Annotated in this window: 21 protein-coding genes; 8 read left to right on the top strand and 13 right to left on the bottom strand. The window is 61.0% G+C overall.

The features are described 5' to 3' along the window. Position 1 precedes the first annotated feature (1 nt). From J4P02_RS11135 to J4P02_RS11145, 3 genes are all read right to left on the bottom strand, one after another. Positions 2 to 1036: a methionine synthase gene (locus J4P02_RS11135; RefSeq protein ID WP_426190048.1), complete on the bottom strand. Its 1035-nt coding sequence runs from the start codon at positions 1034 to 1036 to the stop codon at positions 2 to 4. Positions 1037 to 1063: 27 nt separating this feature from the next. Then, positions 1064 to 2047 (bottom strand): DUF1852 domain-containing protein, encoded by a 984-nt coding sequence (locus J4P02_RS11140; RefSeq protein ID WP_426190049.1) that lies wholly within the window; start codon positions 2045 to 2047, stop codon positions 1064 to 1066. A gap of 352 nt (positions 2048 to 2399) precedes the next feature. Continuing rightward, positions 2400 to 2960, bottom strand: coding sequence for a hypothetical protein (locus J4P02_RS11145; RefSeq protein ID WP_426190051.1), 561 nt, complete (start codon positions 2958 to 2960; stop codon positions 2400 to 2402). 100 nt (positions 2961 to 3060) lie between these two features. Here J4P02_RS11145 and J4P02_RS11150 point away from each other — a divergent pair, with 100 nt between their 5' ends. After that, positions 3061 to 3324: a hypothetical protein gene (locus J4P02_RS11150; protein WP_426190053.1), complete on the top strand. Its 264-nt coding sequence runs from the start codon at positions 3061 to 3063 to the stop codon at positions 3322 to 3324. Between the two features lie 49 nt (positions 3325 to 3373). On the opposite strand, the gene J4P02_RS11155 is transcribed toward J4P02_RS11150, so the two are convergent. Together J4P02_RS11155 and J4P02_RS11160 are read right to left on the bottom strand one after the other, a co-directional pair. Beyond that, complete coding sequence (locus tag J4P02_RS11155) at positions 3374 to 4372, bottom strand: NADP-dependent oxidoreductase (protein ID WP_426190580.1); 999 nt, start codon at positions 4370 to 4372, stop codon at positions 3374 to 3376. Between the two features lie 256 nt (positions 4373 to 4628). Beyond that, the gene (locus tag J4P02_RS11160; protein ID WP_426190055.1) at positions 4629 to 5417 is read right to left on the bottom strand and encodes an SDR family NAD(P)-dependent oxidoreductase; all 789 of its coding nucleotides are present in this window, start codon (positions 5415 to 5417) and stop codon (positions 4629 to 4631) included. A gap of 173 nt (positions 5418 to 5590) precedes the next feature. Here J4P02_RS11160 and J4P02_RS11165 point away from each other — a divergent pair, with 173 nt between their 5' ends. Then, the gene (locus J4P02_RS11165; RefSeq protein WP_426190057.1) at positions 5591 to 6181 is read left to right on the top strand and encodes a TetR/AcrR family transcriptional regulator; all 591 of its coding nucleotides are present in this window, start codon (positions 5591 to 5593) and stop codon (positions 6179 to 6181) included. A gap of 97 nt (positions 6182 to 6278) precedes the next feature. Here the strand turns inward: J4P02_RS11165 and J4P02_RS11170 are convergent, their stop codons facing one another. From J4P02_RS11170 to J4P02_RS11195, 6 genes are all read right to left on the bottom strand, one after another. Then, positions 6279 to 6707 carry a hypothetical protein gene (locus tag J4P02_RS11170; protein ID WP_426190059.1) on the bottom strand — a complete coding sequence of 143 codons (429 nt, stop codon included), beginning with the start codon at positions 6705 to 6707 and terminating at the stop codon, positions 6279 to 6281. 54 nt (positions 6708 to 6761) lie between these two features. After that, positions 6762 to 6923 carry a DUF2986 domain-containing protein gene (locus J4P02_RS11175; protein ID WP_426190061.1) on the bottom strand — a complete coding sequence of 54 codons (162 nt, stop codon included), beginning with the start codon at positions 6921 to 6923 and terminating at the stop codon, positions 6762 to 6764. 142 nt (positions 6924 to 7065) lie between these two features. After that, a complete protein-coding gene (locus J4P02_RS11180) occupies positions 7066 to 7722 on the bottom strand; it encodes a hypothetical protein (protein WP_426190063.1) in 657 nt (218 codons plus the stop codon). Positions 7723 to 8005: 283 nt separating this feature from the next. Beyond that, on the bottom strand, positions 8006 to 10483 hold the full coding sequence (locus tag J4P02_RS11185) for a TonB-dependent siderophore receptor (protein ID WP_426190065.1): 2478 nt from the start codon (positions 10481 to 10483) through the stop codon (positions 8006 to 8008). A gap of 147 nt (positions 10484 to 10630) precedes the next feature. Next, positions 10631 to 11590, bottom strand: a complete 960-nt coding sequence (locus J4P02_RS11190; protein WP_426190067.1) for a FecR family protein — start codon at positions 11588 to 11590, stop codon at positions 10631 to 10633. Positions 11591 to 11619: 29 nt separating this feature from the next. Beyond that, complete coding sequence (locus J4P02_RS11195; RefSeq protein ID WP_426190069.1) at positions 11620 to 12153, bottom strand: RNA polymerase sigma factor; 534 nt, start codon at positions 12151 to 12153, stop codon at positions 11620 to 11622. A 254-nt stretch (positions 12154 to 12407) separates the two neighbouring features. Here J4P02_RS11195 and J4P02_RS11200 point away from each other — a divergent pair, with 254 nt between their 5' ends. From J4P02_RS11200 to J4P02_RS11220, 5 genes are all read left to right on the top strand, one after another. After that, a complete protein-coding gene (locus J4P02_RS11200) occupies positions 12408 to 12665 on the top strand; it encodes a hypothetical protein (RefSeq protein WP_426190071.1) in 258 nt (85 codons plus the stop codon). Then, a complete protein-coding gene (locus J4P02_RS11205) occupies positions 12662 to 13408 on the top strand; it encodes a Fic/DOC family protein (protein ID WP_426190073.1) in 747 nt (248 codons plus the stop codon). Before J4P02_RS11200 ends, J4P02_RS11205 begins: the two co-directional genes overlap by 4 nt. A 194-nt stretch (positions 13409 to 13602) precedes the next feature. Further along, the gene (locus J4P02_RS11210) at positions 13603 to 14109 is read left to right on the top strand and encodes a sigma-70 family RNA polymerase sigma factor (RefSeq protein WP_426190075.1); all 507 of its coding nucleotides are present in this window, start codon (positions 13603 to 13605) and stop codon (positions 14107 to 14109) included. Further along, positions 14106 to 15071, top strand: a complete 966-nt coding sequence (locus J4P02_RS11215) for a FecR domain-containing protein (protein WP_426190077.1) — start codon at positions 14106 to 14108, stop codon at positions 15069 to 15071. Before J4P02_RS11210 ends, J4P02_RS11215 begins: the two co-directional genes overlap by 4 nt. A gap of 95 nt (positions 15072 to 15166) precedes the next feature. Beyond that, positions 15167 to 18001: a TonB-dependent receptor domain-containing protein gene (locus J4P02_RS11220; protein ID WP_426190079.1), complete on the top strand. Its 2835-nt coding sequence runs from the start codon at positions 15167 to 15169 to the stop codon at positions 17999 to 18001. 19 nt (positions 18002 to 18020) lie between these two features. Here J4P02_RS11220 and J4P02_RS11225 read toward each other — a convergent pair whose 3' ends face one another. After that, positions 18021 to 18671 carry a hypothetical protein gene (locus J4P02_RS11225; RefSeq protein WP_426190081.1) on the bottom strand — a complete coding sequence of 217 codons (651 nt, stop codon included), beginning with the start codon at positions 18669 to 18671 and terminating at the stop codon, positions 18021 to 18023. A gap of 230 nt (positions 18672 to 18901) precedes the next feature. On the opposite strand from J4P02_RS11225, the gene J4P02_RS11230 reads away from it, so the two are divergent. Then, positions 18902 to 20254 carry a GIY-YIG nuclease family protein gene (locus J4P02_RS11230; RefSeq protein WP_426190083.1) on the top strand — a complete coding sequence of 451 codons (1353 nt, stop codon included), beginning with the start codon at positions 18902 to 18904 and terminating at the stop codon, positions 20252 to 20254. Positions 20255 to 20730: 476 nt separating this feature from the next. Here J4P02_RS11230 and J4P02_RS11235 read toward each other — a convergent pair whose 3' ends face one another. After that, positions 20731 to 21519 (bottom strand): hypothetical protein, encoded by a 789-nt coding sequence (locus tag J4P02_RS11235; protein WP_426190085.1) that lies wholly within the window; start codon positions 21517 to 21519, stop codon positions 20731 to 20733. Positions 21520 to 21555: the final 36 nt, after the last annotated feature.

Genomic DNA, 21555 nt, shown 5'->3' on the forward strand with positions numbered 1-21555 from the left:
CTCAGCCCTGATTCAAGAGCTCTCTGCGGACGATTTCGGCACCTGCACTCAGCGCCTTCAGCTTGCCTCTGGCAACGCCGCGAGATAAAGGCGCCATGCCACAGTTGGTGCAAGGGTAGAGCTTGTCGGCATCGACAAACTGCAATGCCTTGCGCAGGGTATTGGCCACTTCCTCGGGTGTTTCGATGGTGTTGGAGGCCACATCAATGGCGCCGACCATCACTTTCTTACCGCGAATCAGCTCGATCAGATCCATGGGCACATGAGAGTTGTGGCATTCCAGCGAGACAATATCGATGCTGGACTTCTGCAACTTGGGAAAGGCTTCTTCGTATTGCCGCCACTCGGAACCCAGGGTCTTTTTCCAATCGGTATTGGCTTTTATGCCGTAGCCGTAGCAGATATGGACGGCGGTTTCACACTTGAGGCCTTCGATTGCCCTTTCCAGGGTGGCCACGCCCCAATCATTCACCTCGTCGAAGAACACATTGAATGCGGGCTCATCGAACTGAATGATGTCGACGCCGGCAGCCTCCAACTCCCTGGCTTCCTGATTGAGGATCTTGGCGAATTCCCACGCCAGTTTTTCGCGACTTTTATAGTGGCTGTCATACAGCGTGTCGATCATCGTCATCGGGCCTGGCAGCGCCCACTTGATGGGTTGCCGGGTTTGCTGGCGCAGGAACTTGGCATCTTCAACAAACACCGGTTTCTGGCGAGCAACGGCGCCCACCACCGTCGGCACGCTGGCGTCATAGCGATCACGAATCCTAACCGTCTCGCGCTTCTCGAAATCAACACCGTCGAGATGCTCGATAAAGGTGGTGACAAAGTGTTGGCGGGTCTGTTCGCCGTCACTGACGATATCAATGCCTGCTTGTTGCTGCTCTTGCAGTGACAGGCGCAGAGCATCTTGTTTGCCTTCAGTCAGTTCCTCATCTTGCAGTTTCCAAGGTGACCAAAGTGTCTCGGGCTGTGCCAGCCAAGCGGGTTTAGGCAGGCTGCCGGCAGTTGAAGTGGGGAGCATTTTTTTCATGATGGATGACCTTGTACTTTTTATTGATCAAAGAGCGTAGTGGGCGGACCATTGCTCAAGAATGCTCTGGTACGGCTTGATAAAGTGCTCTTCAACAAACTGCCCCTGTTCAATGGCCAGCCGGCTGCGTTCTTCGCGATCATAGACAATTCGCGTTAATGAATAGTCCTGGTTCTTCAAGCTTGGCTGGTAGGATTTTCCGGCCGCGGAGTTGGCATTGTAGATTTCAGGCCGGTAGATCTTCTGGAAGGTATCCATGGTGCTGATGGTGCTGATCAGCTCAAGGTTGCTGTAGTCACCCAGCAGATCACCGGAGAAATAGAAGGCCAAAGGCGCAGCACTGTTTGGCGGCATAAAGTAGCGAACCTTCAGCCCCATTTTATTGAAGTACTCATCGGTCAAGGAGTATTCATCCTGCTGGTATTCAACACCCAGTGCCGGGTGCTGGTTTTCCGTCCGATGATAGGTCCTGCTGCTCGAAACACTTAGGCAGATAACCGGTGGCTTATTGAAGTTGTCTTTATAGGTGCTTGAATTTACAAAACATTTGAATAGCTTGCCATGCAACTCGCCGAAGTTTTCCGGAGTGCTGAAGCCAGGCTGGCCATTGTTGTGCCCCAGCAACAGCACGCTGAAATCATAATCTCGCACGTAGGACGAGAAGTTGTTGCCGGCAATGCCTTCAATGCGCTCATTGGTTTTTTGATCGATGATATGGGTCTTCAATATTTCAATCAGTGGCAGAGGCGTGCGGCTGGTTTCTGTGCCAATACTCATCTCGACAGAAATAATTTCAAGTTCGACGGTATAGCGATCGCCTTTGGGGTTGTCCCAATGAGCCAAGGCATTGAAACGATTGTCAATCATCCTCAACGTATTGCGTAAATTCTCCTGGCGGCTCTTGCCTCTGGCCAGGTTGGCAAAGTTGGTGGTGATGCGGGTGTTTTCGGAGGGTTGATAGTTCTCATCGAAGCTGATGTTTTTGAGGGTGAATGCAAACTCATTGTTCATTGTGTTCTGAGGCCCTAAGTTGCTGAGGCAAACCAGAACTTATTCATTGGATTTTAGCGGGTTCCAATTTACTTTCTGGTTTGCTTGATAAGCTTCATGCTGTTTCTAACTTAGCGGCATTTTATGCTGAGGCATTGAATGAGAGAAAATGAATTGATTTCAGAAATTCTTTAGCCCTGTTCATGATGCGGCGGGTGGTCAGTTGTAGAAGTCCCTGGCCCACAAGGCTCACTGAGTCGTGCCGACGCTGCGTACCTTGGGTGATAGAGCCTTGCGGCAGGGGCACAGGTCCAGTAAGGCTCCAGTTGTGTGCTTTGCAGGCGCGACTCTCAAGCTTCCAGATCCCTAACCTTTAGTCAGGCATCTCCAACTGCTCATAGGCGTATAGCCAATGCAGTTTTTTTTGGTTATCGAAGGTCTTGACCTCGACCACGCCGCTATTGTCTGGCAGCCAGCTGTGGTCCCAGCCCCGGGCGGTGTCTTCCTTCTGCCACCAGTTAACAATGTTGGAGTGCCAGGTTTCGGCGAGCATCAAGCGATAGACACTGCGTGTCCGGGTGGTGGGGGAGACGAATTTTTTCAGTATCGGTGCCAGGGTTTCCGCATTCATGCGTTGGAAGTCGTTACGCAGTTGTTCGGCTTTCTCTAGCCTGAACAAACGCTTGGCCTCGACAAAGAACACCCGTTCCTTGTCGAACAGCATGCAGTCGATACGATTTTCATAGCGTTGGGTCAGTGGGTTAAGAAACGGCACTTCCATAAAGGCATGGGCGCCGTTACGTGCCCCAAAGGCGTTGGCCAATTGAAAGGTGAGGTTGCGTTCGTTTATGCCATTGCGGCCGTAGGAGGGGTAGAACGCACTCAAGCTATCGGAAAAGTTTTCCGCGGCTTGTTGAATCACACGATTGATCACTCGACTCACAGCATCCCTCTGCTTCTGTCCTGGAAAATGGGCCTGCCCTGGTGTCATTGCACCGGGGCATGGGTCGCATCATAAACACCGGGAGCATGGCATGGCCATTAAAATGCCGCTATTGATGACGCGGTTTTTCGCGGGCTGCGTGCTGTGGCTATCGGGCGGTGCAGGAGGCGAGGGAATGCCATTGGCTATGGCCATGCCCGATCCCCCGTCCATACCAGCGCTTTCCTACTGTTCAAGCAGCAAACTGCGCCAAACGATCACTGGCGGCTCAACAGCCGCCGCGCCCGGTTGGCGCTGTTGCGGTTTCTGCGGCCCTGGCGAAGTCACCTCGTTCAGCCCGGATGATGCCGGTTGATGCTGCACAACCTCTGCAACCTCTGCGGTTGACGCATGAATGGGCGCAGTCATTTGAGCCTAACCACCACCTTGCCCTTGGCGCGTCCCTGCTCGACGTACTTCAACGCCTCTGCCGTTGCTTCAAAGGTGAAGCTGCGGTCAACCACAGGCTTGATGATTCCGGCCTCGATCAGCGCGGTGATTTGTTGCAGCTGGGCGATATTGGCCCGCATGAACAGGAACGCGTAGCTCACGCCTTGCTGGCGTGCCTTGCGCCGGATATTGAAGCTCAAGAGGCGCATGACTTGCTGCAACGGCCAGGACAACCCTTGCTCCTGCGCGAATTGCACAGTAGGTGGGCCCGAGATGGAAATGAGCTGGCCGCCGGGCTTGAGGACCTTGAGTGACTTGTGCAGTACGTCGGCGTCGAGGCTGTTCAGCACCAGGTCGTAGTCGTGCAAGACACTGTTGAAGTCCTGCCGGGTGTAGTCGATCACCTGATCGGCCCCCAGCGCCTTAACCCATTCGACATTCGCAGTGCTGGTGGTGGTCGCGACATAGGCGCCGAGGTGTTTGGCCAGTTGGATGGCAAGGGTGCCAACACCGCCGGAGCCGGCGTGGATCAGCACTTTCTGGCCCTTTTTGATGCGGGCGGTTTCCACCAGCACTTGCCAGGCGGTCAGGGCGACCAAGGGAATCGACGCGGCCTGCGCCATGCTGGTGTTGGCAGGTTTCAGGGCAATCGCGTTTTCGTTCACGGCGATCCATTGGGCGAAGGTGCCGATCCGCGCTTCGGGCGGGCGCGCGTAGACTTCATCTCCCGCTTTGAAGCGTTGCACCTGCGAGCCGACCTCCACCACGACGCCCGCCAGGTCGTTGCCCAGCACCAACGGCAATGCATAGGGCAGGATCAGTTTGAATTCGCCTGTGCGGATCTTCGAGTCCAGCAGATTGACGCTGCTGGCGTGAACCTCAATCAACACCTCGTGGGCACCCACAGTGGGCATGGGGGCTTCGCCAATGCGCCCGCTGTTCTTGCCATAGCGATCAATTAGAAATGCCTTCATCGTGGTACGGCTCTTGTCGGTTGGAGGGAGGGTTGGCGGCATCGCCTTGTCAGGCATCCAGGAACGCCAGGGCCCTGGCCACGGAAATACCCTTGACCGTGATCGAACGGTTCTGCGCATCGATGTAGGACGTTTGCGCAGCAGCGGGGCTATTGGTACTCATGGTGGGCATGTCTACTGCGCTCAGGGGGCCGCATTGGATGCGCCGCCTTGCTCGACTGCATCGAGTCTTGCACGGCGGCGGGCGCCAAGATGATCAGTGTTGGGGCTGGTAGCGCTGGGCAACCGCAGACTGCCGGAGTTGCTGCAGCAGCCCCTGACGCGCGCTTTGCAGGCGGTCCCAGGATTCAGCCTCGTGCAGCGGCGGGATAGTCACCGGTTCGCGGCGATCAAAGCCGACCAGCGCCGCATCCACCAGATCACCCACTTCCATGATTTCGTTCAAGGTGTTGATGTCGATGCCGGAGCGATCCCAGATCTCGGTGCGGGTGGCGGCCGGCAGCACGGCCTGCACGTACACGCCCTGGGGCGAAAGCTCCTGGCTCAGGCCCTGGGAAAGGAACAGCACAAATGCCTTGGTGGCACCGTAGACCGTCATGCCGAGCTCTGGCGCCAGGCCGACCACCGAACCAATGTTGATGATCGTGCCTGTGCCGGCCTTGGCCAGGCGTGGGGCGATGGCGCTGGCGAGCCGTACCAGCGCCGTGGTGTTGAGGGCGACCAGTTGCGCAATGCTCTCGGTGCTTTGCTCGATGAAGTTGCCGGCCAGAGCGCTACCGGCGTTATTCACCAGGATGCCGATACGGGTGTCGTCGCGCAGGCGGGCTTCGACACTGGTCAGGTCGTCCAGTTGGGTCAAGTCCGCCCGCATCACATCGATGGCGATCTCGTGTTCGCTGCGCAAACGGGCTGCAAGTGCGTCCAGGCGCGCCTGGTCTCGGGCAATCAGCACCAGGTCGTGGCCGCGTTGCGCGAAACGTTCGGCGTAGGCCGCGCCAATGCCGGTGGAGGCGCCAGTGATAAGAACAGTAGGGCGAGTGCTCATGGGGGTCATCTCTCTTTCAGAATGGGTGAAAACAAGAAAACGCGCTGGGTGGAGGTCGGTGGTGCGTGCAATTAGGATGATGATCGAAATCTAAACTGTCAACGGTTTTGATTATGACCAACATCTATGTATCATCGGCAACAGGTTTTCCCAGCGGACGTGAGGAATGACAGGTGAGAGTGAGCAAGGCCCAGGCCCAGGCCAATCGGGAGCACATTGTTGAAAAGGCCTCTGAGCTGTTCCGTGAGTGCGGCTTCGACGGCGTCGGTGTGGCGGATCTCATGGCGGCAGCCGGATTCACCCACGGAGGGTTCTACAAGCACTTCGCTTCGAAGGCCGACCTGATGGCCGAAGCCTCGGCCTGCAGCCTTTCCAAATCCCTGGCAGGTGCTGCATCGCTCGATGTTCCAGGCTTTATCGATGCCTATGTAACGAGGGACCACCGCGACGCACGGGGTGGCGGTTGCACCATGGCCGCATTGTGTGGCGACGCGGCGCGTCAATCGGAGGATGTGAAGGCGACGTTTGCCGAAGGGATCGAGCGCATCCTGCAAACATTGGGCGAGAAATATCCGACGGCGCCGGATGCCGCGGCGGGTGAGGGGCGTAAGAAAATGCTCGACCTGCTGTCTCGTGCTGTCGGCGCGATTGTGCTGTCCCGTGCATGCCCGGATGATTCCGTCCTGGCCGATGAGATTCTTGAGGTATGCCGCGCTGAAATGTTCGCTTCCTTGGCGGCCGATACAGTGGATTCGGTGCCATAGATCCGACTGCGTCAGCGGATGCAGTGCAATGTCGGCTATCCGTGCGCCAATCACATCTGGACGCGCCAGGCCTGCCGAACCTGCAGGTGAAACAGACCTAAGGCCTGGCCCGATCCCAGTGACACTCTTGCACCCTGCGCCTATCCGTTGCGCTGGTCTTGCCCAGGTCGAGGTCGCCCTCGGCGTTCAGGTAGATAGCGCTATGGGGCCATTGCGGGGTGATGCTGATGCAGTGATTGCGCCCGGTGTTTTTGCTCCACCAGGAGAACTCCATAAAGAATTCGTCGTCGGGGAAGAGCGCGCCATGATCGGTCGCGCCGCCTCCGGGCAGCATTCCACCCTTGGCAATCCGGTCCTGGACATTCCAGATGTACCTGAGCTCCTCCCGGCCCTCTGCCGAGTAGTGCACGGTGACGGTTGGCAGCGCGACCTGCCAGTAAGCCAGCAGCCCATACAGCAGCGGTATCCAGAGCAATTTCAGATACCAGGGGCGACGCGTGGCTGCTGGGGTGGGCAAGAGTTCCATCTCCTATGGGGTTTCCTGATGGCGCCGCCAGCCCTGCCCATCGAACCCGGCGTGTCAGCTCTGGGTCGAAGCCTGTTCCTCACGCGCAGCTTCTTCGGCCAGCTTCAAGCGGTCGGCCTTGCAGATGTACTTGGGCTTGTTTTTCGGTGCCAGTTTGGCTTTGGCCTTTTTCGCGTGAGCGTCCAACAGCTGCTTGATTTTCTTGCGACGATTCATCGTTCTCTACCCGGGGTGGAAGCGCGCGAATGATACCAGCTTGCGCCTGATCCCTGGGGGCGTGGCAGCTGCAGCAGCGCCTGCGGTTGTGGCAGCCGGGCCGGTGCACCTCCGGCTGCCGTGGGTCACCCGCTGCTGAGTGTCAGCAGCCCGGGCCCTTGAGTTCGGTGCCGATGGTGACGGCGGTAACGGGCACATTGGCAAAGGCCTTCTGCGCCACGGCAGAGTGTTTAGTGTCGCAGTTGAAGCGGGTTTCTATCACGTAGTCTTCGCCTTCGGCCTTGCTCATCTGCGATTCCCACTGGCTCGCCGCATTGATGGCGGCATCGGACACCAGCATCACTTCCAGTTGCACCTCGCGGAAACCCACGGCATGGGGGCCTTCCCAATGGGCATACACCGAAGGGTCGGCGGCGTTGCCGCACATGCTCAGGCAATCGGCGCTGAAACTCAGGTCGCCGCCGGAGGCTGCGGCAAAGGCCCCCACGGTAAGGGGCTTGCCCGGCGCCGGGGCAAAGGTGCCGACGAACTGGGTCAGGTCGGCCTGGCATTTGGGCGTCAGCTCCATGCGCAGCGTGCTGACCTTGCCGCCTTGCACCGTGGCGCTGATATCGCAGCCCTGGACCTTGAAGCTATGCACGTCGCCGTTCGACTCCCGGGGAATGCCGGCCACGGATTCGAAGTAGCGCTGATTGGTGCCCAGCATATCGCCGGTGAACACCTCGGCCACCGTGGCCGCGTGGGTGTCGAGGGAGAGTGCCAGGGTGGTGGCGAAAAGGCTGTAGGCCAGCTTGCTCATGGGGGAGTCCTTTCAATGAGGCAGCACCTGAAGGGGAGCTCAGGTGAGTTCGGGGAGGGGAGTGTAGCAGCCTGGAAGCCGGCATTTTTTTACCCGGAGGCAAAAAAATACCCCGGTAGATATTGATGCCAATCGGTCAAGGGCAAGCACTGTACTTGTGGCGAGGGAGCTTGCTCCCGTGGGGCCGGCCGGCGCTCTGGGGCGTAGCCGTCCCATTTTGGGGGGCGCTTTGCGCCCAGCGGGAGCAAGCTCCCTCGCCACAGGGCATTTTTAATGCCTGTGCTTAGAACTGCGGCTTGTAGGTCACGCTGAACATGAAGTTGCGCGGGTCGCCATAGTAGTTGTTACCCGTTACCTGGCTGTAGGAGGAAATAAAGTACTTCTTGTCGAACACATTGTTCAGGTTCACCGCCAGGGTCACCTCGTCGCTGGCGTCATAGGCCACCCGCGAGTTCCAGATGGCAACCCCGGGCTGCTTGAAGGCCCGGTCGAAACTCAGGGTGCTGCTCTGGGCGTTGACGCCGGCGCCCAGGCTGACCTTGTTGAAATCCCCCTGCAGGCGGTAATCACCCCAGATGCGCAGCATATGCATGGGCGTCGAGGTGGCGAATACTTTGCCTTTCTTGTCCGTGTCCTCGAGGAATTTGGTGGTGTTGTAGGTATAGCTGCTGGCCAGTTGCAGGCCCGGCGCAACCTCGCCGCTGACCTCGGCTTCAAGCCCTTGGCTGCGAACTTTCCCCGAGGCCGTGGAGCAGTACCAGCCATTGCAAGCATCAGTGCTTTCAATGTCGGTGGTGAGGTCGTTGACCGCGCGGTTCTTGTGGATGTAGCGGAACAGCGACAGCGCGGTATTGAGCTGGCCGTCCATCAGCTCGCCCTTGATCCCCACTTCGTAGTTCTTACCCTCCACGGGCGGCAAAGCGGTTTTCTCCTTGGTCAACTGCACCTGGGGAATGAACACCTCGGCGTAGCTGCCATACACCGACCACTGGTCATCCAGTGCATACACCAGGCCGGCGAATGGCGTGACCTTGCCGCTGGTCTTGACCGAGTTTTTCTCGCCACCTTCCTGCAGTTTACGGGCGCTGTAATTGTCCTGGTCGAACTTGAAGTCGTACCAGCTGCTGCGCGCGCCGAGGATCAGCGTCAGCGGATCGGTGAGGTTGATCCGCCAGGAGCCGTAGAGGCCTTTTTGTCGCACGTCATAAGTGCTGAGCGCCAGGTTGGCCTTGTCGGCAATCGAGTCGAAGCTCTGGTTGGGGCGGTGATGATCGATGTTGGCGATGTCCACCCCTGGGGTGAAGGCGCGGGCATAGCCGTCGTCGCTGGTGTACTTGGAATAGTTGGCGCCCAGCAGCAGGCTCTGCTTGAACGACAAGGCTTCGAAGTCGCCGTTGATAAACAGGTCGAGGCCACGATTCTTGCCATAGAAGTCGGTGGCGAAGTCGGAATAGTTAGGCCCACGGGTGGTGCCCGGTTGCACGGCACCGGCGACGAACTGGTAGGTCGCCTCGTTGGATTCGTTCATTGCCAGCGCGGTGGCCTTGAGCTTCCAGTTGTCGTTGAAGCGGTGTTCCAGGTCCAGGTACAGCGCCGTCTGGTCGTTCATCGAACGGTTCCAGGTCGAGCCGGTGAAGGTCGAGCGCGGCAGGTCCAGGGCCTTGCCGTTGCTGTAGCGCGGCATGGCGATGAAGTACGGGCGGCCACGGCTTTTCTTGTTGCTCAAGCCAACGCCCAGCACGGTGTCGTCGCTCAGGTCAAAATCCAGGGCGCCGTACAGGGTCTGTTCTTCGTTCCACACGTAATCGGAAAACGAATGGCCTTTCTTGTAGTTGGCCACCGCCCGGCCGCGAAGGGTGCCGGCTTCATTCAGCGGGCCGCCCACATCCACCTGGGAGTTGTAGCGGTCCCAACTGCCGGCCTTGGCGCTCAAGGTGGCGGTGGGCACTGCCTGTGGACGCTTGCGCACCATGTTGATGGCGCCGCCGGGGCTGTTGGCGCCCTGCAGCAACGCGGCGGAACCGCGCAGCACTTCCATGCGGTCGTAGATCACCATGTCTTCGCTGATGTAGCTGCCCAGGGCGTAGACGTTACGCGCCACTGGCACGCCATCGTATTGCAGCGACTCGATCTCGAAACCCCGGGCGAACATGAACATGCCCGGCCCTGGCGACTTGACCGAAGCCAGGCCCGCCACCGCTTCCACGGCCTGGGTCAGGTTGGAGATGTTCTGGTCATCCATGGCTTTGCGCGTCAGCACGCTGACCGACTCGGGAATGTCCTTGAGTTTTTGCGTGCTCTTACCCAGGGTCACCGCGCCGGTGGTGTAGGAGCCGCTGTCTTCAGTGGTGGTCCCCAGGCGTTGCGCGCTGATCTTGGTGGTCGCCAGGTTCACCGCGGAACCGGCGGGCTGAGGCTTTTTTAGGGTCACGCTGTCCGCCTCGATAAAGCTGGCTTCCAGCCCGGTGCCGGCCAGCAGGCGAGCCAGGGCTTCATCCTTGGCATAGCTGCCGTGCAGGCCGGGGGAGTGCGCGCCTTGGGTCACTTCCGCTGAAACCAGCACCTGAACCCGGGTCACCGACGAGAAGGCCGCCAGGGCCGCGTCCAGGGATTGCCCCGGAATCTCGAAGGGGTAGAGCTGAACCTGCGCCGCAGGCGCGGCCTGTGCGCAGATCGGCAACCCCGCGACGGCAAGGCCCAGGGCCAGCGTCAACAAGGTCGGTACGCCGGGCAGGCGCCGGGTGGCAATCGGATGTCCCATGGATGTTCCCCAATGATCGAAGTCGATGTGGCGGCGCGGCACTACTTGAGAGTGCTTATTGTTTGCGCCTCAGTGATCAAGGACGACGGCATTGGGGAAAACCCTGAAACTATTTGAGAATTATTTACAAATATCGCCGGGGCAGCTTCAGCCTTCCCGCAGCACCAGCAGATACGGGGTGTAATGCTCGGCGCGCAGGCCCAGGGTGTAGGTCAGCGCCTTGAGCACGGCGTCCGGCTTGTCGATATCGAACACCCCGGACACCCGCCGATTGCGCAACTCGTCACCGAGCACCAGGGTGCGCCCGGGCCAGTAGCGGTTCAGCTCATCCACCACTTCGGACAGCGGTTGCTGGCGAAACACCAATTGGCGTTGCAGCCAGGCCAGCCCCACCGCGGGTTCGAAACCATGCACCGCGCTCAGGCTGTGGTGCTGGTATTCCACGGCGCGCCCGGGTTCCAGGTACACCGGCTCGCCGCTGCCGGCGTTGACTTCGACCCGACCCTGGGCAACCTGCACGCGGGTCTGCTGATCGCGCCTGGCCACGCTGAACTGGGTGCCGACCACCTTCACCTGCCCGGCGCCGGACTCGACGACAAAGGGTCGGGCCGGGTCCTTGGTGACCACGAACCAGGCCTCGCCGCGCAGCAGGCGAACCTGGCGCAGGCTATCGCTCATCTGCACCTGCACGGCGCTGTCGGTATTGAGCTGCAGCACCGAACCGTCGGCCAGTTGCACCTGGCGCTTTTCCCCGGTGGCGGTAGCGTAGTCGGCGCGCATGCGGTCCAGCCAGGGTGTTTGCCCGGCCGCCAGCCCGACCATCAACAGCACCGCCGCGGCGCACGCCCACTGCCGCCATTGCCGCTGGCGCGGTCGGCGCCAGCGCGCCTGTTGCTCTTGGCGAATGGCCCGCGCCGGTTGGCGCAGGGCCCCCAGCAGCGCCTGCACTTCCTGCCAGGCGTCATCCTGTGCCTGCCCCAGGGCCAGCCAATCGGCAAAGGCGTCGAGTTCGGCGGCGCTCACGTCTTCGGCCTGCAGGCGGAAGTACCAGGCAGACGCTTGGGCAAACAGATCGTCGTCGGGCGATGAGGCAAGGGGGTCGGTCATCAGGGGTTCCACGGCAGCGGGATCGCGATTCATGGCCGCGAACCTCGAACATCGCCCGCCAGCCGAGCCTGGATAAAGGCCCGGCAATCGATCAACGCGCGACGCAATTGGTATTCGACACTCCGCGGGCTGATGGCCAGGCGTTCGGCGATCTCCCGGTAGGAATATTCGTCGACATGATAAAGCAGGAATATCTGCCGGGTCGCCTCGGGCAGTGCGCGAATCGCATCCTGCATCAGGCTTTGCTCCTGATCGGCCGACAACTGCTCGACGGCCGAGGGGCTGTCGCAAGGCAACTCTTCGCTGGGCTCACCCACTTCCAGGCGCTCGCGGCGCATGGCCTGGCGCTGATGGTCACGCACCAGGTTGCTGGCGATGGTGAACAGAAAGGCCGGCAGGTTATCGATTTTCTGCCCGGACTCCAGCCGGGCCAGGCGCAGGAAAGACTCCTGTGTCAGGTCGGCCGCCACCTGGGCGCTGCCGGTACGGCGGGTGACGAAGGCTTCGAGCGCCTTCTTCTGTTCGGTGAACAGGCGCGCAATCTGCTTATTCCAGGAGGGCACAGCACTACCTTGATCGAGGCTCGTTCAGGAGCGCGCACGCTAGCAGAAGATGCGAGTGATTCGCAATTGATATGTTGCCGAGGATGGGTGAGGTTTGTTGCTGTTCTTGCGGTATCAGGGTTGTTCGAGTGCTTGCCTCCAACTGCTCAGGTCGCTGCGTCTGGCAGCCCTGGACGCCCAGTTGCGCAGGTGGGTGCCAACACAAACGGCAGGGCTTTGCTGCTATGATTTCTCAGCTAATGGAGGGCTATTCGATGAGCAAAACCGTCAGTGTCGCCAGAGAGGTTCGCAAGCTTGCCAGGGCCCATAAGGTGACTGCCGAGCCAGACAACATGAGCCGTATGGCTGTCACCATCACCCGTTTGGCGGGTGACCTGGTCGAGTTGGATGGCGTTGAGCAGTTGCTGATCAACCTCAAGAAGAAGGGCGTGCTGAGCAAGGCCGAAAGCCTCGCACTCCAGGGGCGTTATCTGGAGGAAAAGAGGCAGGCGAAAAAGAAACTCAGCGCATGAGTTTTGATCCTTTCGGTGATTTCGAAACCGCTGGCTACCTGCGAAATGTCCAAGGCCTTAAAGATCCTGTTGAGGTCAAAGAAACCGAGCACTTCATCTTCGAACTGAGTATCGAAGAAGCACTCGCTTATCTGGCAAAAAAACGACCGCTTGATTACGACGCGATCCTTGAGGTGCATAGGCTCCTGTTTGGCGGCTTTTATCCTTGGGCGGGTCAGGACCGATATCAGCTGGTTCCGCATCTGGCCGTATTCAAAGGGGCATACGACGACCCGCACCATGTGCTCTTCGAGCATCCTGACGCCCTTAAAATGTCGATCGACTATGGGCTTCGGCTTGCGGCAGACAAGCATCGATTTCGAGAAAGGCCGGGTGAGGTGATGGGGCAATTGGCGTTCGCGCATCCGTTCCTGGACGGCAACGGTCGTACCCTCCTGCTGGTTTTCATGGAGTTGTGCTACCGGGCAGGGTTTGCCATCGACTGGTCCAGAACCAATAAAAATGACTATCTGCAGGCGCTTAGTGAAGAGATTCGCGATCCCTCCGAGAAACACCTCGACCGCTACCTGAAGCCCTTCATCATTGGTATTAAGAGCCGTGAAGAGTGGCCACAAATTATCGGTGGCATCCGCGGTCTCGATGGGCTTGATAAAGACGGCATTACCTACGAGAGCCTGGACAACCCGCAAATCCAGCAGATCTATAAAACCTATCGAGCTCGGCGGCCAAAGACTGGCAAGTGAACCAATCCAGCACATTCCGCTGCCAGTGCCCCATGCTCTTGCAGCTTGCAGCTTGCAGCTTGCAGCTTGCAGCTTGCAGCTTGCAGCTTGCAGCTTGCAGCTTGCAGCTTGCAGCTTGCAGCTGATTTCCCTCTATACAACTCCCCACCTCAAACAATAAAATGAGAAGCATTATCAATTAGTGCGATTTTCCCATGCCCAACTCCAGCACCGCCTCGCCCGTCGCCCAGTTGTATGCGAACCATCACGGCTGGCTGCGCGGCTGGTTGCAGCGGCGCCTGGGGCAGCGTGCCGATGCCGAGGACCTGGCCCACGACACCTTTATCCGGGTGCTGCGCTCCCAGGAAGATGTGCGCGAGCTGCGCCAGCCCATGGCCTTTCTCGCCACCATCGCCAATGGCCTGCTGATCAATCGCTGGCGCCGGCAGGCCATCGAGCGCGCCTATCTGGACGCCTTGGCGGCGCGGCCGGTGGGGGAGGAGCCTTCGCCCGAAGAGCGCCATCTGATGATCGAAACCCTGCTGGAGCTGGATTCGCTGCTGGTGGGCTTGTCGTCGCGGGTGCGGCAGATTTTCTTCCTGTCCCAGCTCGATGGCCTGACCTACCCGCAGATCGCCGCGCAGTTGAACCTCAGCGTGGCCCAGGTGCAGCGGGACATGGGCAAGGCCTTCAGCGTCTGTTATGCGAGCCGTTTCGAATGAGTGGAGCCGTTGTCGATCCCCGAGTGCGGGACACGGCCATCGATTGGCTGGTGCGCGCCCAATCCGGCTTGATGAGTGCCGCCGAGCAGCAGGCCCTGGAGCATTGGCGCCAAGCCAACAGCGAGCATGAACGGGCCTGGCAGCGGGTCAGCAGTTTGCCGTTGCTGTTGCAGCCAGGGGCCAATCTGCTGGCCGACGCCACCGCGCGCCGGGCCTTGCAGGCGGCGGGGGCCGATCCGCAGCGGCGACGACAGGTGCTCAAGTACCTGCTGGCCCTGGGGTTGCTGGGAGGGATGTCCTGGCAGGGGGCGGACTCCACCCTGGTGCGTTCGGCCCTGGCCAGCTACCGCACGCGCATCGGCGAGCGCCGGCGCTGGGCCCTGGCGGATGGCAGTTCGCTGTGGCTGAACACCGCCAGCGCGGTCAACCTGGAGTCGAGCGATGGGCAGTCTCGGCTGCAGTTGGTCGAGGGCGAACTGGCCCTGGATGCCCCGGCCGATGCCGCCGCGCTGCAATTGCTGACCGCCGATGCGCTGCTCTACAGCCGCGGCGCCCATTTGCTGGTGCGCCATGATCGCCAGGGCACCCTGGTGACGGTGCTGCGCGGCTTGGCGCAGGTCAGTGCCCGGCAGCAGCCCGGCCCACTGGCGTTGCCGGCCGGCTGGCAAGCCCGGGTCGACGCCCGAGGAGTAGGCCAGCCGACCCCGGTCGACGGCTTCCTGGCCCAGGCCTGGCTGCGGGGCATCCTGCCCGCCGAGCGCATGCGCCTGGACCAGTTGCTGGCCGAGCTCTCGCGCTACCGTCCGGGTTTCCTGCGTTGCAGCGAACAGGTAGCGGCCCTGCGGGTGACCGGCAGTTTCCAGCTGGACGACACCGATGCCGCCCTGGCCCTGCTGGCCACCACCTTGCCGGTGCGGATCGAGCGCCGAACCCGTTATTGGGTGACCTTGGTGGCGGCCTGAAACTTTTTTCATGAGAATGATAGTTTTTTCGATCTGGCTTGGCCTTCAGGTATTACCCACCGGCACAGGTGGGTTTCGATCCCTAGGAGCCTTGCATGATTTTCCCCGCTCGTGTCTTGCGAACCCACACCCTCGGCCTGCTGCTGCTCAGCCTGTCGCCGCTCTACAGCGAGCTGGCGCTGGCCGCCGGGGAACGTCACTACAGCATCGAGGCCGGCCCGCTGGACCAGGTGCTGTCGCGCTTCGGCGCCGAGGCGGGGATCAGCATGGCCGGCAATGCGCTGCTCACCGTCGGCAAGACCAGCCAGGGGTTGCACGGGGATTTCACTACCGAAACCGGCCTGAATCGGCTGCTGTCCGGCACCGGCCTGAGCTTCCAGCGCCAGCCCGGCGGCGGCTATGCCTTGCGCCTGCGCCAGGAGTCGGTGGCCTTGCCGGCGCAGAAGGTCAAGGGCGACAACCCCGATGACGAGGAGGTGTACCGGGCACCGCGTTCGTCAGTGCATATCTCCGCTGATGAGTTAGAGCGTTTCGGCGCGATCTCGGTGGGCGACATGCTCAAGGGCCAGCCCGGGGTGCAGGTGGGCGACAGCCGCAACGGCGGTGGCCTGGATGTGAACATTCGCGGCATCCAGGGCCAGAGTCGGGTGGCGGTGACCGTGGACGGCGCGCAGCAGGCACTGGATGTCTATCGTGGTTATGCCGGCACCCAGCAGCGCAGCTACGTCGACCCGGACCTGATCAGCGATGTCGTCATCGACAAGGGCCCGAGCCTGACCTCCAGCGCCATCGGCGGCACGGTGAAGATGCGCACCCTCGGCGTCGACGACATCCTCAAGACTGGCCACAACATCGGCCTGCGCCTCAAGGGCGATGTCTGGAACAACGGCGTGGCGCCGGCCTCGCGCGATGTCCATTCGAAAACCGAGGACCTGTACAGCGAACCGCACCAGAGCCGTGGCGGCCTGTTCGGTTCCGATGCCGAGGCCGGCAGCCTGGCCTTTGCCTACCGCCATGATCTGTTCGATGTGGTGGCGGCCTATGCCAAGCGCAACCAGGGCAACTACTTTTCCGGCAAGAAGGGCCAGGACCGCTACCGCACCTTCGATCGCTACGGCGATGAGGAAACCACCGTGGCCACCACCTACAACGCCGGCGAAGAAGTGCTGAACTCGTCGTCGCGCACTGAATCCTGGCTGCTCAAGACCACCCTGCGCCCGGCGGACGGCCACACCTTCGACCTCGGCTACCGGCGCTACGACGGGCGGATCGGCGAGATCATGCCCTCGGACATTTTCCGCTTCGGCACCGGCGGCATCTACCAGTACCCCCTGGGCCATACCCAGATCGACACCTACACCGCGCGTTACAACTACCTGCCGGCGGACAACCCGCTGCTGGACCTGACCGCCGACCTATGGCTCACCGATGCCCAGACCAGCCAGTTGAGCGCCTGGTCGGCCCCGGCTTCCCAGGCCTTTCGCAGCGACCGTGCCTGGAGCCGGCAGGCCAACCGCCGCACCGGTGGCGGCCTGGCCAATACCTCGCGCTTTGCCACCGACTACGGTGACCTGAAACTCGACCTGGGCGGTTCGTTCCAACTCGAGGAACTGCGCCCGCAGAAAGGCGTGGTCACCACCCAGGACGACATCAACGCCAACCGCAGCCTGCGCGAGGGCTCGCGGCAGGAATACAGCTTCAACGGCAAGCTGGAGTACCAGCCGGTGGACAGCCTGACCCTGTGGGGTGGCGGCCGCTACACCTACTTCCACAGCAAGGACCATGTGGCCCAGGCCACGGCGCGGCGAGAGGTGCGCGAGCATCGCTATGTGACGGTGAACAAGCCGGGGGACTACGGCTACCTAATGTGGTTCCCGGACCAGAACGGCCTCTACACCGACGCTACCGACCCTCGCTTGAACAATGGGATTGTCTTCAACAACACCAACTACCCCTTCGAGGGCACGCCCTATAACCAGTTCGGCGCCACCAGTACCGAGGTCGACGATCCGCAGGTGGGCAGGGTGGTCACCGGCTACAACTACTCCGGCAAGGCCAGCAACAGCGGCCGGGCCTTTGCCCCGTCCTTCGGGATCAATTTCGAAGTGCTGCCGGACACCTTCGTCTATGCCTCCTACACCCAGGGGTTTCGCATGCCCTCGCTGTTCGAGACCGGCCACGGCGTGCAGCAGACTACCCCCGGCAAGGACCTGAAGCCCGAGCGTTCGCGCAACTGGGAAATCGGTGCCAGCACCCTGCACAAAGGCCTGCTGTTCGATGACGATTCGGCGGCGCTCAAGGTGGCCTACTTCAACAACAGCATCAAGCACTACATCACCCGCTACTACGACCCGAGCCCGGGCCTGTGGGGCCTGATGCGCTTCAGCAACACCGACAGCTACACCACCCGCGGCCTGGAACTGCAGAGCCACTACGATGCCGGCCGGGTGTTTGCCGACCTGTCGTCCACCTACTACCTGAAGACCGAAACCTGCGACGCCGCCTTTGCCGCCACATTGCGCGCCACCAGTAACCCCTACCGCAAAACCGCCGACACCCCGGACTGCACCCCGGGCAGCTTTATGGGGTCCTACACCAACACCCAGAACCCGCCGCGCTTTGCCGGCAACCTGACCACCGGCCTGCGCTTCTTCGACCAGAGCCTGACCCTGGGCACCCGCATCACCTACACCTCGGGGCCCACGGTGACCGCCGACAAACCCTGGCAGACCGGTGCCACCACGCCGCAGATGAACTACCGCGAGGTGGCCTTGTTCGATCTGTTCCTCAACTACAAGTTGCAGGAAGACGCCAGCCTCAACGTGTCGCTGCAGAACCTCACCGACCGCTACTACCTGGACCCGCTGGCACAGAGTTTCATGCCGGCGCCGGGGCGCACCTTGCGGGTGGGCATGCAGGCCAAGTTCTAGGGCGTGGGCGCGGGGCGCTTTAGTCCCCGCGCACCTGTTTCAGCCAGTTCCAGAACGGATCGCTGGACTGCTCGGCGTCCATGCTCTCGGTGCTCTGCACCAGCTCTGCGGCCCGCGGTGGAACCGTCAAGCCCAGGGTCTGCTGCACATGCTCGCGCAGCAGCCGGGGCGGCGGCGGGTAGTCGTCATCCTCATAGTCCTGCTCGCGCACCTCTTCGGGGGTGAGCGGGAACTGCTCCGGCCAGCACAGCTCGGCGTAACCTATCGCCAGCAGGCGCAGCAGGTCTTCGGCACTGTCGGTGAGCACCCCAAGCAGCAGCGACCCGGAGCCCGAACCCAGGTGCACCACCCGCTGCTGCCCGGCGTCGTCCCGCCAGAGGCCGGCCCAGGATCCGTCGCCGCCGGTCCGGAGGAAAATCACCAGCCGCTGGTTTACCTCGGGGTCGTCACTGGCGGTCCACAGGGCGCTATCGGCCGGTTCCGGCAGGTAGAACGCACAGGTGGCCATGGCGCTGAATTCGGCTTCGGGGTGCAGGCTCATATAGCGCACGCCATCGCGGCGGGTGCGCAGGCAGCCCTGGGCTTCAAGCAGTTGCAGGGCCTGGTGCAAGGCGCTGGGCAGCGGGTTGCTCTGGGGGAAGGCACGGGCCATCTGTTGGCTGAAAGTCACTGTGGGTCGATCCTTGTTCGTCATGCCGCAGCAGCATTGGCCGAGAGTTCGAAGCACTGCGCGCGCAGGTCGCGCCGTGGTGTTTTGTCGCGCCCCGCAAGGCTTGTTGCGGCCAGGCGGCGATGGCGGATCTTACCCGGTATCCGGGGTCTTGGCGGTTTTTGTCCCGGTTCCCCTGATAGCGCCTGGCCATCTCGACGTTGTAGGATCCCCCACCAGAAAAAAAGCACATGGAACAGTGGCTCATGGGGTTTATGGCGGTAGCCGCAGGGATCGCGGCGTTCGTTTTCATGCTCAGGAGTGTCAGGGCCCAGGGCCTGATCAACAGGTTGCAGCAACAGCTTGATCAGCGGCAACAGGACTTGCAGTCGGCCCAGCAGCGGCTGGCCTTGCTCAAGCAACAACTGCAGCAGGCCAAGGCCGCAGCCGAACGGGTCTTCGCCGAGGCCCGGGAGTGCGCCGTAGTGCTGGCCGGCGATGCCTGCACGCTGCCCAGTTGCAGCCAGTTGGATGAGCTGGCCGAGGCGTTCGGCTACAGCCCGTGCGGACAGAAACTCAAGGAGGCTCGCGAGTGCAGCCGGCAGATGCTCAGGACGGGCCAGGCGGCGATCTGTGACGATGCCGACCCGCATCGGCGCGAGAGGGTCGTGCGCTTGGTGGTCGATGCTTTCAACGGCAGGGTAGAGGGGGCCCTGTTGCGCTCCGGGGCCGGCAACCCCGACCCGCTTGCACAGGAAATCCATGACGCGGCGGCGCGGGTGAACCTCAATGGCGCCGCCTTCGGCAATGCCCGGATCAGCCAGCACTACCTCCAGGCGCGCCTGGATGAACTGCACTGGGCGACGCGGGTGAAGCGGCTCGAAGAGCAGGCGCGGGATGAACAGCGCCAGTTGCATGAGCAGATCGGTGAAGAGCAAAAGGCCCGGCGTGACTATGAGCGGGCGATCCAGGAGGCGCTCAACGAACAAGCCAGCCTGCGCCGGGCGCTGCAGCAGGCGCGGGAGCAAGTGCTGGCCGCCAGTGCGGCGCAGCGTGCCGAATTCGAAGCGCGACTGGCCCAGCTCGAGGCTCAGTTGCAGTGCGCCGAGGACAAGAACCAGCGTGCGCGATCCATGGCCCAGCAGACCCGGGCCGGGCATGTCTATGTGATTTCCAATGTCGGCTCGTTTGGCGAGCAGGTGTTCAAGATCGGCATGACCCGCCGCTTGGAGCCCCTGGACCGGGTGCGTGAGCTGGGGGATGCCAGCGTGCCCTTCGAGTACGACGTGCACGCGATGATTTTCAGCAACGACGCCCCGGGCCTGGAAAAACGCCTGCACCGGCATTTCCTCCGCGAGCAGGTGAACAAGGTCAACCCGCGCAAGGAGTTCTTCCGCATCGCGCTGCCGGCCATTCGCCGGGCGTTTGAGGAACTGGGCGTGCAAGCCCAATGGACCATGAGCGCCAAGGCCCGTGAGTACCGCGAGACTCAGCGCATCGAACAGCAGATAAGCGCCAACCCGGCATTGGCCGCAGCATGGACGCGGCCCGCGCTGGAGCTGGAGGCAAGCCTGGAGTTGGAGGTGCAGCAGGCACTGGCCTGATTTGTCATTTTGCCGCTACCGGCGTTGCTTGCCCACAGGCACCGCTTTGCGCGGTGCCTGTGGGTTTTGGCTTATACCTCCTGGAAGCGAGCTGTCTGAATTCCAGGTGCACCCTGGGCGATGCACTTGACGGAGATCTGCGGGCGGTTGCCGTCTCGCAGCATGTAGCGTTCATTCACCTCAGGGCCATTCAATGGCAGGCAATTGGGTACGTCCCAAAGGTGATCGCCGACTTTTACATAGGGTCCGCCATTGGCAACTACGGTGTTTGAGGCCGAGCTATAAACTTGTGTCATTTTGCTATCTACCTGAACTGGTTTAAGGAAATAGCCTTGGATTCGAGTGTTGGCCAATAAACCGGACGACACTGTTCAACAGGCTACGATTGCATGATGACGTGCATGGGGAGGGCGGGTAAGTGTCGTTACAGTAGCGCGGGGAAGTTTGCCTGCGGTGTTTTAGGTATGGCGCAAAGTTCATTCCGTACTGGGGTAGGGGCCATCGATAAATGCATTGATAGCACTGGAGAAGTGCACTATTGGTTGAGTCGATGAATCCAGGGTTACTGCCAGGTAACGGCCTATCTGTAGTTGTGAACTGGTTTTCGCCAATGATCGTGCGCGAGCCAATGAAGTGGTCACCGGCTTGAGGGTGCTACTTGGCAATAGGCTGCCGGTATCGATCGTGCTGGCTACAAATATCCACACTACAGGCGCGGGGCGCTTGATGTATTGAGTTTCGAAGGGGTTGAGCGCGTAGTAGTTGATCGGCAGTGCGGTATCCGGTTTCGGGTTGCCGCTCTCGTAGATGAACTCGGCCAAGCCGGTTACAACGGGTTGTGCATTGCTTGGGGCGGCATAATAGATGCCGACATGGTCGCTCCAACCGCTGCCGTCGCCATTGATCTGTACACCATTGAAACTGTAGGTGTAGCCGTAAGCCACCGGGTTGCTGATGGCCATGTTCAGGGTGTCCAGGGGCTCTACAGGGCCGTTGGAGATGTAGAGTACGGCGTCAGATTCGAATATCAGCTTCGTCGAATCCGCGATGGGCTGCAGGGTAATGGCCGCAACCACTGTCGAGCCATCCGCGGACTCGGGGTCGGGCACTACAATGACGATCTTCTGCTGATTGGCACTCAGGAACTGCTTCGCGTAGGCATCCAGTTCGATGGTCAGTTGCATCGGGTCGGCAGCGGCTATCTGGCCCTGTAGGGAGAACGCCAGCCATGCATGAAGCACAGTCATCAAGGCATGTCGAGACATTGGGCTCCTCCGGCCAAATGGAAAACACCCGTGTCC

This window comes from Pseudomonas sp. NFXW11, assembly GCF_049887815.1.
Classification (GTDB): domain Bacteria; phylum Pseudomonadota; class Gammaproteobacteria; order Pseudomonadales; family Pseudomonadaceae; genus Aquipseudomonas.